This window comes from Gordonia terrae (assembly GCF_051789125.1).
Lineage (GTDB): Bacteria > Actinomycetota > Actinomycetes > Mycobacteriales > Mycobacteriaceae > Gordonia > Gordonia terrae_A.
Genome location: NZ_CP196526.1, coordinates 3,683,651 through 3,696,853, shown reverse-complemented (window position 1 = coordinate 3,696,853; position 13,203 = coordinate 3,683,651). Strand labels below are relative to the sequence as shown.

The following is a 13,203-nucleotide window of genomic DNA, read 5'->3' as shown; positions in this document are numbered from 1 at the left end:
CGTAGCGCGGCTCGGCGGGCCAGCGACGGGGGGTCCCGTCGGAGTGCACCGAGGTCTACTCTACTTGGTGGCCTCGGGCGGCCCGCTACCATCACCTCATGGCGCCTGCATCCGACCACCCGGGTTCGACCCCGGTAGCTGCGACGTCCACCCCGGTGGCCTCGACGGAGGTACGGGATTCGGCGATCGGCAAGCTGTTCGCGGTGCTGCTCGCCGGCGAGTTCGCCGCCTTCCACAGACTGATCGAGGAATCGGCGATGGCGCCCGACGTGCGCAGCCGGATCGCGATCGCACGGATGGCGGCTTCCGAGGTGGGTCATTTCGACCGGCTGGCCGAGAAGGTCGCGGCGATGACGGGCCTCGAGCCGGACGAGGCCGTCGAGCGCTACCGCTCGGTGTTCGACCAGTACCACCGGGCCACCACCCCGAAGACCTGGTACGAGGCCCTCGTCAAGGCCTATGTGGGCGACGGGCTGGCCGCCGACTTCTACACCGAGCTCGCCGACATGCTGCCCCCGGACTCGCGGACCCTGATGGCCGAGGTGATGTCGGAGACGGCCAATTCGGCCTTCGCCCGTGATCAGGTACGCGCGGCCGTGGAGGCCGACCCGTCGATCAAGTCGGCACTCGTCCTGTGGGGCCGCCGACTGCTGGGTGAGGCCATCACTCACGCGCAGTGGGTCCTGGCCGCGGAAGAAGAGGTGACCGACCTGCTCTTCGCGGGGGCGACGTCGCTCACCGGGGTCGCGCGCTTCTTCGATGTCGTCGCCGCCAAACACGCCGGACGGATGGCCGACCTCGGTCTGTCCTGAGGCCGCCTGACCTGGCGGTTCCGACCCGGGCGGGTTTCGCTGTGAGCGGAGTTGCTGTCCCGTCGGCATCCGGCTGCACTAGCCTTGTGCGGCAAGCGTTGTTAGATCCGGCGTTGAACAAACGCAGCGTTGAGGACACACCGAGGAGGGCGGCACATGGCCGTGGAAGTGAAGATCGGCATCACCGACAGCCCGCGGGAGCTGACCATCGCGTCGACCCTGACCAGCGACAAGGCCTTCGCCGAGGTCGAGGCGGCACTGGGTGGCAAGCAGCAGTTGCTGTCACTGGTGGACGACAAGGGTGCCCGTTACCTCATCCCTGTCACGAAGATCGCTTACGTCGAGGTGGGTGCGTCGGAGAACCGTCGCGTCGGGTTCGGTTCCTGACCCACGGGTTTCGACACCCACACGACAACAAGGGTCCTGCGCGCCGTCCGGCGGGCAGGACCCTTGTCGTCGGTACGGGATGGATCAGGCGGGGGCGGCCGGTCCGGGATCGGTCGCCGGTGGCTGCACTTCCGTCGCCGACGGGTTCTGGCGCGGGAAGTGCGACAGTCCGCCCCACAGCAATGCGACGGTGGTGTCGACGGCGCTCTGCTTGTCGACCGGGCGTTTGGCCTCGAGCCAGTACCGCGCGTTGACCTGGCTCGCGCCGACCAGACCGGACGCGAGCATCCGCGAACGATACGGATCGAGTCCCGAATCGTGCATGACCAGGCCGTAGACGGCGTCGACACACGCTTCGGTCGCGCCCTCCACCCGGCGGATGACGGCGGGATCGGACGCGTCGGAGGAGAAGATCAGTCGGTATCCCGAGTTGTCCTGGTCGATGAAGTCGAAGAACGCCTGGACCGCCGCACGCACGCGGCGCCGGTTGTCCGTGGTGGTCCGCAGCGCGGTGTTGACGTCGCTCACCAGCTTCTCCGCGTGCGAGTCCACGACCGCGATGTAGAGGTCGAGCTTCGACGGGAAGTGTTGGTACAGAACGGGTTTGCTCACTCCCGCGTGCACCGCGATCTCATCCATGCCCGCGGAGTGATAACCGCGTTCGACGAAGATCTCACTGGCCGCGTCGAGCAACTGCATACGTCGTGCGCTGCGCGGCAGACGCGTACTGCGTCCGGGCACTGCGGACGCGTTGGTTGCGGTCGACATGCCCAAGAGAGTACTCGGAAGAGCTTCTTGCGCAGTATCTGCGGTCCGCTGTGAGAAAGTTGTCCGGTGAGCCGCACAGAGGATGGTGGCCCCGGGCCTGAGCGTGGCCGGGTGCGTGCCAAGGATGTCGGCCCGAGATCGTCGGGACGCCCCAGACCGGACCAGCCGCTACGAGCGCGCTGGGATCCGACCGACGACAGCGGACGTCCGCGCGTCGACCGGGACGCCCAGCCGGAGTACAAGAAGCAGTCCGCGCTCGGCCGGTTCGTGTCGACCTACGGCTGGCGGGCCTACGCCATCCCGGTGCTCACGATTCTGACGATAGCCCTGATCGTGGTCACGGTGCAGGACGGACGGAACCAGGCCCTGGCTCCGGCCGACGCCGCCAATCCGGACTCGGCCGCCCGTAACACCGACATCAGCAAGGAGACGCGCCCGATCGGCGCTCCGACCGGCGACATCCAGGCCGCGGCACTTCCGGCGGGGACCCTCCCGCAAGGCGGACCGTTCACCGATCGCGCGCGCAAGACCTTCCGTGTTCTCCGCGGCGGCGGCCCACCCGTGGGGACCGGGGGTCAGGTCTACACCTACACGGTCGAGGTCGAGAACGGCCTGAACCCGCAGGACTACGGCGGTGACCCGACCTTTGCGAAGATGGTCGACACCACGCTGGCGAACCCGCGCAGCTGGACCGGCGACGGCCGCGTCTCCTTCCGACGCATCGACCGCGGCGAACCGGATCTGCGGATCACCCTCACGTCCACCGGCACCACTCGGGAGCTGTGCGGCTACCAGATCAGACTCGAGACGTCGTGCTACTACCCGCCCCAGGAACGGGTCACGCTCAATGAGGCGCGGTGGGTGCGGGGCGCCCTGTCCTATCAGGGTGACGACGTCGCCTACCGTCAGTATCTGATCAATCACGAGGTCGGGCACGGCATCGGCTTCGAGGCCCACGAACCGTGCCGCGAGAACGGCGCGCTCGCGCCGATCATGATGCAGCAGTCGTTCGGCGTGGCCAATTCGGAGATCATGGCGCTCGATCCGCAGATGAAGGCCAACCGCACCTTCGTGTGCCGGCCCAACCCCTGGCCGTTCCCCACGCGCTGACGGGAATGTCGCCGCGATCTCATCCGTTGTGCCAGGGGTCCGCAGTCAGCCCGAACAATGGAGGCGTTCGTGTCGTCGCAATCCTCGCTCACCGGATCGCTGCCACCGCTGGTGGAGCCGACGGCCGAACTGAGTAACGAAGAGGTGGCCCGCTACAGCCGTCACCTGATCATCCCCGATGTCGGGATGGACGGTCAGAAACGCCTCAAGAGCGCCAAGGTGCTGGTGATCGGCGCCGGCGGCCTGGGGTCGCCGACGCTGCTGTATCTGGCTGCGGCCGGTGTCGGGACCATCGGGATCGTCGAGTTCGACATCGTCGACGAGTCGAACCTGCAGCGCCAGGTCATCCACGGCCAGTCCGACATCGGGCGGCCCAAGGCCGAGAGCGCGCGCGACTCGATCCTCGAGATCAACCCATTCGTCACCGTGAACCTGCACGACCAGCGGCTCGAGCCCGAGGGCGCGATCGAGCTGTTCTCGCAGTACGACCTCATCCTCGACGGCACCGACAACTTCGCCACCCGCTACCTGGTCAACGACGCCGCGGTCCTGGCCCACAAGCCGTACGTGTGGGGTTCGATCTACCGGTTCGAAGGTCAGGCGTCGGTGTTCTGGGAGGACGCCCCCGACGGTCGCGGGCTCAACTACCGCGATCTGTATCCCCAGGCCCCGCCGCCCGGAATGGTGCCGTCCTGCGCCGAGGGCGGCGTGCTCGGCATCCTCTGCGCGTCGATCGGCTCGATCATGGGCACCGAGGCGATCAAGCTGATCTGCGGCATCGGTGAGCCCCTGCTCGGCCGGCTCATGGTGTACGACGCACTGGACATGACCTACCGCACCATCAAGATCCGGAAGGATCCCGAGGGTGAGCGGATCGCCGGGCTCATCGACTACGACGATTTCTGCGGTGTGGTCTCCACCGAGGCGTCCGACGCCGCCGCCGGTTCGACGCTGACCGCCGTCGAGCTCAAGCAGAAGATCGACGCCGGCGAGAAGCTGGCGATCATCGACGTCCGCGAACCGGTCGAGTGGGACATCGTCCGTATCGACGGCGCGACGCTGGTTCCCAAGGGCGACATCCTCTCCGGAGAGGGCCTCGCCAAGGTGCCGCACGACCGTCCGACGGTCCTGTACTGCAAGACCGGTATCCGCTCGGCCGAGGCTCTCGCGGCGCTCAAGCGTGCTGGTTTCGCCGACGCGACCCACCTCCAGGGCGGCGTCACCGCCTGGGCCAATCAGGTGGACAAAACGCTGCCGGTCTACTGAGCATCTCTTCCGATCGCCGCGTGCCTTCCGGGAACGGACAGTGCCGCTCGGTAATCTTGCACCGTGAACACCGTCGAGCCGCCCGAACACGTGTTGAACACGTTCGGGCTCACCGCCCATCCGCCCATCGCCATGGGGGAATCGTGGGTGGGCGGCTGGCGCGTCGGTGAAGTCGTCCTCTCACTCGTCCCCGACCACGCACGTGCGGCGTGGTCGGCGACCGTGCGGGAATCGCTGTTCGTCGAGGGGATGCGTATCGCGCGTCCGTTCCGGGCCACCGACGGCCGCTACGTGATCTCGGGATGGCGGGCGGACACCTACATCGCGGGCACACCCGAGCCGCGGCATGACGAGGTGGTCCTCGTCGCCGACCGGCTCCACGAGGCGACGGCCTCACTCGAACGCCCCCGCTTCCTCCTGCAACCCCCGGCGCCGCCGCACACCGATGTCGACGTCTTCACCGCGGCCGATCGAGCCGCGTGGGAAGAGGTCCCGCTGCGGTCCGCTCGTGCCGCGGGTATGTCCGAGCCGACGTCGCCCGACGGTGTGCAGAGCGTCGACATGCTGAAAACCCTTGCGAAGCTTCGCAAGCCGGTCGATCTGCCGTCGCAGGTTGTACACGGCGACCTCTTCGGTACCGTTCTGTTCGCCGGTGCCGCTGCACCCGGAATCACCGACATCGTTCCGTACTGGCGTCCCGCTCCCTGGGCTGCCGCGGTGGCCGTCGTCGACGCGCTCGCGTGGGGTGGCGCCGACACCGAGCTGGTCCAGCGCTGGTCCGATCAGCCCGAGTGGCCCCAGATGATGCTCCGGGCGACGATGTTCCGCCTCGCCGTCCACGCCCTGCACCCGCGGTCGACCTCGGGCGCACTGCCCGGCCTGCAGCGGGTCGTCGAACTGGTACGTTTGCTCGTATAACTGCAGCTCACAGCCTTATTGCGCACTTGTCAGAGTTCTCACAGTGTCTTTGTGACGAAGTGAGGACAACGTGACCATCAGGTCACCTCGCGGCAAATCCGCGCAACACGTCCCCTCCACACTTGGTCTCGAGTCGCTCGACACCGGCGTCGGCGTTCCGCACACGACAGCCACACTGCTCGCGCAGTGACCACAGCAGACCACCAAGTATCGGAGGCGGAGCCTTGGCTTTCGCAGACCTCACCGCACATCTGAAACGTGACCACACCATCACCGACTGGGACCCGGAAGATCGGGTCGCCTGGGACAACGGCAACGCCGCGATCGCCAAACGCAATCTGATCTGGTCGGTCATCTGCGAACACGTCGGATTCTCGATCTGGTCCCTGTTCTCCGTGATGGCCCTGTTCATGGGCCCGGAGTACGGCATCAGCATGGACCAGAAGTTCGTCATCGCCGCGACGGCCACCCTCGTCGGGTCATGCCTTCGCATTCCCTACACGCAGGCCACCGCGAAGTTCGGCGGCCGCAACTGGGCCATCTTCTCCGCCATCGTCCTGCTCATCCCCACGGCGCTGACGATGATGCTGATGATGAACCCGGGGGAGTTCGGTTTCGGCTGGTTCCTCGCCGTGGCGGCCATCACCGGTTTCGGTGGCGGCAACTTCGCGTCGTCGATGACCAACATCAACGCCTTCTATCCGCAGCGCCTCAAGGGGTGGGCGCTGGGACTCAACGCCGGCGGAGGCAACATCGGCGTCCCGGTCGTGCAGGTCATCGGCCTGTTGGTCATCTGGCTCTTCGCCGACCAGCCCGAGATCGTCTGTTCCATCTATCTGGTGGCGCTCGCGGTCGCCGGTGTCGGTGCCGCGATCTACATGGACAACCTCGACCACCAGACCGCCAGCGGCAAGGCGATGATCGACTGCCTCAAGTATCGCGACACCTGGCTGATCTGCCTTCTGTACATCGGCACGTTCGGCTCGTTCATCGGCTTCGGGTTCGCGTTCAGCCAGGTCCTCAACATCAGTTTCACCTCGGCGGGGGCGTCGAAGCCGGCACTGGCCGCGGCGCAGATCGCCTGGATCGGACCACTTCTCGGGTCGGTGGCCCGTCCCTACGGCGGCAAACTCGCCGACCGCGTCGGCGGCGGCAAGGTGACGCTCTACTGCTTCATCGCGATGGCGGCCTCGGCATCCATCCTCGTGGTGGCCGGCATGTCCGCCGATGCCAACGGCAAGGTCATCAGCGGCGGTGTCCTTGCGGCCTTCATCGTCGGGTTCATCCTGCTGTTCCTGATCTCCGGGATCGCCAACGGGTCGGTGTACAAGATCATCCCGACGATCTGGGAACACAAGGCCCAGTTCCGCAGCGGACTGAACTCACACGGCAAGACGACCTGGTCGCGCAGCATGTCCGGTGCCCTGATCGGGATCGCGGGTGCGGCAGGCGGTCTCGGCGGGGTCGGGATCAACCTGGTGCTGCGGGCCAGTTACAAGTCCAATCAGTCCGCGACACAGGCCTTCTGGGTGTTCCTCAGCTTCTATGTGCTGGCCGCGGTGGTGACCTGGTGGTTCTACGCGCGCCGCCCGATCGTCGTCGGCGAGACGACCGATCTTGCGGTGACGGGCACCGCCGAGGCGAGTGGAACACCGCAGGGCGACAGCGTTCCCGGCACCGGCACGGCGGCCGCGACCATCGATGACAAGGCAACGAAGGAAGCACTGGCCTGACCCTCAGTGGGTGCAGGCGAGGCAAGGGAGTCAAGAGCAGTGAACAGCGAAACCGTAACGAGTACCACCAAGACGGTCGTGGTGGTGGGTCACGGCATGGTCGGCCACCGCTTCGTCCAGACACTTCGCGAACGTGATGCCACGGATCGGTGGCGGATCGAGATCGTCTCCGAGGAGGCGGACCCGGCCTACGATCGTGTCGGATTGTCCTCCTATGTCGGTGCGTGGCAGCGTGATTCGCTCGCCCTCGACGGCAACACGTACGCCGGCGACGATCGGGTCGTCACCCATCTCGGCGAGACGGTGACCGGCATCGACCGGGCGGCGCAGCGGGTCGTCACCTCGAACGGACGTGAGATCGACTACGACGCACTGGTTCTCGCGACCGGCTCCTATGCCTTCGTGCCCCCGGTACCCGGTCACGACAACGAGCGGTGCTTCGTGTACCGCACTCTCGACGACCTCGACGAGATCCGGTCGGCCGCGGAGGCGGCCGGGCCGGGTGCGACGGGCGTCGTGGTGGGCGGTGGTCTTCTCGGTCTCGAGGCCGCGAACGCCCTGAAGTTGCTGGGCATGACGCCGCACGTGGTGGAGTTCGCGCCGCGCCTGATGCCGATGCAGGTCGACGACGGCGGCGGCGCGGTGCTGAAGAACCTCGTCACCGAACTGGGTCTCACGGTCCACACCGGCGTGGGGACCTCGGACATCGCCGACACCGAGGACGGCGCGCTCCGCGTGACGTTGTCCGACGAGTCGACGATCGACGCCTCACTCGTCGTGTTCTCCGCCGGCGTCCGGCCGCGTGATCAGCTGGCACGCGAGGCGGGACTGGCCGTCGGCGAGCGCGGCGGGGTACTCGTCGACGCCGGTTGTGTGACCGACGACGAGAACATCTACGCCATCGGCGAGGTCGCCGCGGTGGATGGCCGCTGCTACGGGCTGGTGGCCCCCGGCTATTCGACGGCCGAGGTGGTCGCCGACCGGCTGCTCGGCGGGGCATCGGAGTTCCCCGGCGCGGACATGTCGACCAAACTCAAACTGCTCGGCGTGGATGTCGCCAGCTTCGGCGACGCGTTCTCCGCGACCGAGAACGTGCTCGAGATCACCTACCACGACGCGGTGGCCGGCAAGTACGCCAAGGTGGTCGTCAGCGACGACGCCAAGACGCTCCTCGGGGGCATCCTGGTCGGCGACGCCTCGGCCTACGCGATGCTCAAGCCGATGGTCGGCCGGGAGATCCCCGGTGACCCGGCCGCCCTCATCGCCCCCGAGGGTGGTGCCGGGGTGGGCATGGACGCGCTGCCCGACGACGCCGAGATCTGCTCGTGCAACGGTGTCTCCAAGGGCACGATCTGCTCGGCGATCGCCGACGGGGCCTGCGACATCGCCGCGGTCAAGGGCTGCACCTCGGCCGGCACCACCTGCGGTGGCTGCCTGCCGAGCATCAAGCAGTTGCTCGCGGCGTCCGGCGTCGAGCTGAGCAAGTCGCTGTGCGATCACTTCGCGCAGTCGCGGGCCGAACTGTTCGAGATCGTCGCCGTCACCGGTATCCGGACCTTCTCCGAGCTCATCGAACGTCACGGCAGCGGTCAGGGCTGTGAGATCTGCAAGCCGACGGTCGCCTCCATCCTGGCGTCGACCTCCAGCGATCACATCCTCGACGGTGAACAGGCCGCGCTGCAGGACACCAACGACCACTTCCTGGCGAATATGCAGAAGAACGGCTCGTACTCGGTGGTGCCGCGTATGCCCGGCGGTGAGGTGACGCCCGAGCAGCTGATCGTCATCGGCGAGATCGCCCGCGACTTCGGGCTCTACACCAAGGTCACCGGCGGTCAGCGCATCGACCTGTTCGGCGCCCGCGTCGACCAGTTGCCCGAGATCTGGCGTCGCCTCGTCGACGCGGGAATGGAGTCGGGGCAGGCGTACGGCAAGAGTCTCCGGACGGTGAAGAGCTGCGTCGGATCCACCTGGTGCCGCTACGGCGTGCAGGACTCGGTGGGTATGGCGGTACTGCTCGAGAAGCGTTACCGCGGCCTGCGCTCGCCCCACAAGATCAAGTTCGGGGTGTCGGGATGTGCCCGTGAGTGCGCCGAGGCCAGGGGCAAGGACGTCGGTGTGATCGCCACCGAACACGGCTGGAACCTGTATGTGGGTGGCAACGGCGGCCAGAGCCCCAAGCACGCGGTGCTGCTCGCCAGCGGAGTGGATGACGAGACCCTTGTCGCCTACATTGATCGGTACCTGATGTTCTACATCCGCACCGCCGATCGACTGCAGCGCACAGCGCCGTGGCTGGAGTCCCTGGAGGGTGGTCTCGACCATCTGAAGGACGTCGTCTGCGAGGACAGCCTCGGCCTCGCCGCCGAACTCGAGGACGCGATGGCCGCTCATGTGGAGGGTTATCAGGACGAGTGGGCGGCAGTGCTCGCGGACGAGGACAAACTGAAGCGGTTCGTGTCGTTCGTGAACGCGCCCGATGTCGTCGACCCGACCATCCGCTTCGCCGAGTACGAACGGAAGGCCCCCGTGCTGCTCGATCTGCCCAAGGTGCGATCCGGCCAGGACGATCCGATCTCCGAACCGGTGAAAGAAGGAGTGCCGACATGACCATCGCACCAGAAGAGGCCGGTCTCGTGGCCGAGGCCCGGGACGGTTCCTGGGTCCCTGCCTGCCCGCTCGACGACCTGATCATCGGTCGTGGCGTGGCCGTGCTCGGCCCCGCCGGCGTCCAGGCGGCGCTGTTCCGGCTGCCCGCCGCCGAGACCGACCGCGAGGCCGCTCCCGGGCGTTCGCGCCTGTACGCCATCGGCAACGTCGACCCCTTCGGGCGCGCGGCGGTGATGTCGCGCGGACTCACCGGCGACCGCGGGGGCGAGCCCACCGTGGCGTCGCCGCTCGGCAAGCAGGTCTTCGCGCTGCGTACCGGGGTGTGCCTCGACAACGAGTCCGTGTCGGTGCCGAGCTTCGGGGTGCGCGTCGTGAACCGGATGGTCGAGGTGTTCTTTCCCGCGTGAACACCACAGACCCCACCGGTGCAGAAACAGCCGGTGCGTCATCCACAGAACCCGATGCGCTGCCGCTTGCCGGGTTCACCATCGGGATCACCGCGGCACGTCGTGCCGAGGAGTTCGCCGCGCTCCTGGAACGGCGTGGAGCGCAGGTCATGCAGGCGCCGACGATCCGCATCCTGCCGCTCGTCGACGACACCGAACTCGAGCGGGTGACCGAGGAGCTCATCGCCTCGCCCCCGGAGGTCATGGTCGCCACCACCGGGATCGGCTTCCGCGGCTGGGTCGAAGCGGCCGACGGGTGGGGTAATGCCGAGGACGTCATCCAGGCTTTGTCGAAGAGCCGACTGATCGCGCGCGGGCCCAAGGCGAAGGGTGCCATCCGCGCCGCCGGTCTGCGTGAGGAGTGGTCCCCCGAGAGCGAGTCCTCCTCGGAGGTCCTGGACAAGTTGCTCGAGGAGGGTGTCGAAGGTGTGCGGATCGCAGTCCAGCTGCACGGCGCCACGAGCGAGTGGGAACCACTGCCGGACTTCTGCACCGTGCTGCGCGCCGCGGGCGCCGAGGTGGTGCCGATCCCGGTGTACCGCTGGAACATGCACCCCGATGTGGCGCGTATCGACAAGATGATCGCCGCGGTCACGCGGGGCGATCTCGACGCCATCACGTTCACGAGCGCTCCCGCGGCGGCGTCGATCCTGACGCGAGCGAAGGAACTGGGCAAACTACAGCAGTTCATCCACGCGCTGCGTACCGCGGTGCCGGTGATGTGCGTCGGCTCGGTGACGGCCAGTCCGCTGGAGGCCCTGCAGATCCCGACCATCTATCCGCGGCGATTCCGCCTGGGTGCGCTCGCGCGCCTGATCACCGACGAACTGCCGCGACGCACGCACGTGCTACGGGTCGCCGGTCACGACACGGCCATCCGCGGTCAGGCGGTCGTGGTCGACGGCGAGCTGCGGGAGATGTCGGCGACGAGTCTGCTCATGCTGAAGATGTTGGCCCGCAACCCCGGCCGGGTGGTGTCGCGGCAGGAGCTGCTGACCGGGCTCCCCGGCGACAGCTCGGACACGCATGCCGTCGAGGTGGCCGTCGCGCGTCTGCGTGCGGCTCTCGGCGATTCGAAGATGGTGCAGACGGTCGTCAAGCGCGGATATCGGCTGGCCGTCGACCTCGAGTACGACGCCGAAGACGAGTGAGGAAGGCGAGAGCACATGCACCACGACCATGTACGACTTCCACATGGTGACCGCCTGCGCGATGTCAGTCCGGTCATCGTCGCCCACGGAACCCGGAACCCGCACGGCGTCAACGTGATCGCCCAGATCGCGGAGGCGGTCAGTGAGCGGATCGGCGTCACCCGTACGGCATTCGTCGACGTCCTGGGACCCACGCCGAGTGAGGTCATCGCCGACCTCGACCGACCCGCGGTCCTGGTCCCGGCTTTTCTCGCCTCGGGGTATCACGTGCGCAAGGACATCCCGGAGCACGTCGCGCTGGCCGGCCGGACCGACACCGTGGTGACGCGTGCGCTCGGACCGGACCCCGCCATCGCGGCCGTCGCACGACTCCGTCTGGCGGAGTCCGGGTGGACCCCCGGCGACGCAGTGGTGCTGGCAGCGGCCGGCTCGTCGGACGAGAGTGCCTGTGGGCAGGTTCATCTGGCCGCGCGGCAGCTGGAGTCGCTGATCGGGGGACGGGTGGAGGTCGGCTTCATCACCACCGCCTCGCCGACGGTCCCCGAAGCCGTCGAACGCGCCCGCCGCACCGGTCGCCGCGTCGTGATCGCCAGCCATCTCCTGGCGCCCGGCCTCTTCCATCAGCGTCTGACGACCTACGGCGCCGACGCGGTCGCGGCCCCCCTCGGTCCGGACCCGCGGATCGTCGACCTGATCGTCACCCGGATGCGTGCGGCGATCAGCCCGTACCGGCGCGTTCCGGTCGTACGCCGGGGCTGACGGTTCTCATGTCTCGGGTGCCTCCCAGCGGCACTCACGAAGCCGGATCCGGTCGTCTGCGATCGGAACCCCTTCGGCCCGAAGACGAGTGAGCTGTCGCGCCGCGAGATGTGGTGCGGGCCTCCCGCTTGCGGGCACCACGCGGTGCCAGGGGAGGTCGGCGGTGTCGGTCCGCATGATCCAGCCCACGATCCGGGGGCTCGACAGACCCGCCGCGGCCGCCAGGTCGCCGTACGTGCTCACCATTCCGACGGGTATCGCAGCGACCAGCGCGCGGACCCGCTCGACCTGCTCCTCGGTGATGGCCGCCATCGTGTGCAACCCCTGCCTCTCGAAACCGCTGCCTCTCGAAACCGCTGCCTCTCGAAACCGCTGCCTCTCGAAGCCCTGCCTCAGAGCAACGATCGGATCAGCGAGGCGGTGAGAGCGGGTTCGAGAAAAGGCACCATGTGCCCGCAATCGGCGTGGTGGACCGTGACGTCGGCACCCCGTTCACTCGCACACGCATCGAGGAACGCGGGACGCACGAACGGCGGCTGCACCTGGTCGGCGACCACGATGTGGGTCGGCATGCCGGGTGGCGGCAGCACCGCCGGTCGGGCCATCTCGCTCCACGTCGCCGCGGCCGCGGGTGCGCTGACGCGCCATCCGACCCGGCCGTTCGGTCGCGGGATCAGGTGCTCGACGAGTTCGGCCTCCATCAGATCGTCCGGCACCGCCGCCCACCCCTCCGCCCGCTTGGCCGAGCGCGCGGCGTCGGCGTCGGCATAGTCCCAGTGGTCGAGACTGTCGGTGGCGACCTCGAGGGCGAACTCGGGGTCGAGGCCCTGCGCCGGGTCCAGGAGCACGAGTCCCCGCACGGCGTCGGGACGGTGGGTGGCGAGGTGCAGTGCGAGGGCGCCGCCGAAGGAATGACCGACCACGACGACCGGCTGTGCATCGGTCGGGACGTGCTCGTCGATGACCGCGGAGAGTGCTCGAACATGATGTTCGATGCTCCAGGGCGGACGCCACGGCGATCGTCCGTGACCGATCAGGTCGGGCGCGACGACGCGAACGTCCCCGAGTTCGGCGGCCAAAGCCGCCCAGCGACGGCCGTGGCCGGTGAGGCCGTGAATGGCGAGAACCGTGGGACCACTACCGAAGACATGCGTGTTGAGAGCTGACACCCGACCAGTCTGCCGCACCCGAGGGCCGACCTCTCGGTGACCCGGCCCGACGCTGTCGGTGACCCGGGCCGACT

General features: G+C 67.9%; 13 protein-coding genes. 10 read left to right on the top strand and 3 right to left on the bottom strand.

From position 1 onward, the window contains the following. The first annotated feature begins 98 nt into the window (after nucleotides 1–98). A complete protein-coding gene (locus ACSUZC_RS16845; protein ID WP_439029645.1) occupies nucleotides 99–812 on the top strand; it encodes a ferritin-like fold-containing protein in 714 nt (237 codons plus the stop codon). A gap of 156 nt (nucleotides 813–968) precedes the next feature. Next, nucleotides 969–1,199 carry a DUF3107 domain-containing protein gene (locus tag ACSUZC_RS16840; protein ID WP_004023442.1) on the top strand — a complete coding sequence of 77 codons (231 nt, stop codon included), beginning with the start codon at nucleotides 969–971 and terminating at the stop codon, nucleotides 1,197–1,199. An 84-nt stretch (nucleotides 1,200–1,283) separates the two neighbouring features. Here the strand turns inward: ACSUZC_RS16840 and ACSUZC_RS16835 are convergent, their stop codons facing one another. Beyond that, nucleotides 1,284–1,967 (bottom strand): TetR/AcrR family transcriptional regulator, encoded by a 684-nt coding sequence (locus tag ACSUZC_RS16835; RefSeq protein WP_439029644.1) that lies wholly within the window; start codon nucleotides 1,965–1,967, stop codon nucleotides 1,284–1,286. A gap of 66 nt (nucleotides 1,968–2,033) precedes the next feature. Here ACSUZC_RS16835 and ACSUZC_RS16830 point away from each other — a divergent pair, with 66 nt between their 5' ends. The 8 genes from ACSUZC_RS16830 to ACSUZC_RS16795 all read left to right on the top strand — a co-directional run bounded on the left by ACSUZC_RS16830 (nucleotide 2,034) and on the right by ACSUZC_RS16795 (nucleotide 11,960). Beyond that, complete coding sequence (locus tag ACSUZC_RS16830) at nucleotides 2,034–3,077, top strand: DUF3152 domain-containing protein (protein WP_439029643.1); 1,044 nt, start codon at nucleotides 2,034–2,036, stop codon at nucleotides 3,075–3,077. Between the two features lie 57 nt (nucleotides 3,078–3,134). Continuing rightward, complete coding sequence (moeZ, locus tag ACSUZC_RS16825) at nucleotides 3,135–4,343, top strand: adenylyltransferase/sulfurtransferase MoeZ (protein ID WP_439029642.1); 1,209 nt, start codon at nucleotides 3,135–3,137, stop codon at nucleotides 4,341–4,343. A gap of 63 nt (nucleotides 4,344–4,406) precedes the next feature. Beyond that, nucleotides 4,407–5,261, top strand: coding sequence for a TIGR02569 family protein (locus ACSUZC_RS16820; protein ID WP_439029641.1), 855 nt, complete (start codon nucleotides 4,407–4,409; stop codon nucleotides 5,259–5,261). A gap of 224 nt (nucleotides 5,262–5,485) precedes the next feature. Next, complete coding sequence (locus tag ACSUZC_RS16815) at nucleotides 5,486–6,994, top strand: MFS transporter (RefSeq protein ID WP_439029640.1); 1,509 nt, start codon at nucleotides 5,486–5,488, stop codon at nucleotides 6,992–6,994. Between the two features lie 39 nt (nucleotides 6,995–7,033). Then, entirely contained in the window at nucleotides 7,034–9,604 is a 2,571-nt protein-coding gene (nirB, locus tag ACSUZC_RS16810) for a nitrite reductase large subunit NirB (protein ID WP_439029639.1), read from the top strand. Further along, nucleotides 9,601–10,011, top strand: coding sequence for a nitrite reductase (NAD(P)H) small subunit family protein (locus ACSUZC_RS16805; protein WP_439029638.1), 411 nt, complete (start codon nucleotides 9,601–9,603; stop codon nucleotides 10,009–10,011). Before nirB ends, ACSUZC_RS16805 begins: the two co-directional genes overlap by 4 nt. Further along, nucleotides 10,008–11,201 carry a uroporphyrinogen-III synthase gene (locus tag ACSUZC_RS16800; RefSeq protein WP_439029637.1) on the top strand — a complete coding sequence of 398 codons (1,194 nt, stop codon included), beginning with the start codon at nucleotides 10,008–10,010 and terminating at the stop codon, nucleotides 11,199–11,201. Before ACSUZC_RS16805 ends, ACSUZC_RS16800 begins: the two co-directional genes overlap by 4 nt. A 15-nt stretch (nucleotides 11,202–11,216) precedes the next feature. Further along, a complete protein-coding gene (locus tag ACSUZC_RS16795) occupies nucleotides 11,217–11,960 on the top strand; it encodes a sirohydrochlorin chelatase (protein WP_439029636.1) in 744 nt (247 codons plus the stop codon). Between the two features lie 6 nt (nucleotides 11,961–11,966). Here the strand turns inward: ACSUZC_RS16795 and ACSUZC_RS16790 are convergent, their stop codons facing one another. Then, complete coding sequence (locus tag ACSUZC_RS16790; protein WP_439029635.1) at nucleotides 11,967–12,272, bottom strand: MGMT family protein; 306 nt, start codon at nucleotides 12,270–12,272, stop codon at nucleotides 11,967–11,969. An 80-nt stretch (nucleotides 12,273–12,352) separates the two neighbouring features. Then, the gene (locus tag ACSUZC_RS16785) at nucleotides 12,353–13,129 is read right to left on the bottom strand and encodes an alpha/beta fold hydrolase (protein ID WP_439029634.1); all 777 of its coding nucleotides are present in this window, start codon (nucleotides 13,127–13,129) and stop codon (nucleotides 12,353–12,355) included. Nucleotides 13,130–13,203 lie beyond the last annotated feature (74 nt).